The sequence below is a fragment of the Bradyrhizobium sp. 1 genome, assembly GCF_023073315.1.
Taxonomy (GTDB): domain Bacteria; phylum Pseudomonadota; class Alphaproteobacteria; order Rhizobiales; family Xanthobacteraceae; genus Bradyrhizobium.
Genome location: NZ_JADPJH010000038.1, coordinates 263,154 through 263,373, shown reverse-complemented (window position 1 = coordinate 263,373; position 220 = coordinate 263,154).

Genomic DNA, 220 nt, shown 5'->3' with positions numbered 1-220 from the left:
GGGCGTATCGCGATCGTCACGAACGCGGGCCGGACGGCGGTGGACGCTAGTTGCATCGGCGCGAAGGGTTTTGCAGGGCGGGCGACCGTGAGCGAAGGCCTCGCGCGCACGACCGGTGTGATCGGCGTACGGCAAAATCGTGTGGTCCTGGCGCCCGGGGTCTGTGCGCCAAGTCTTGCGGTGATGTGGCGGCCCAACCGGGCGCGTGCGTCAGTTATCG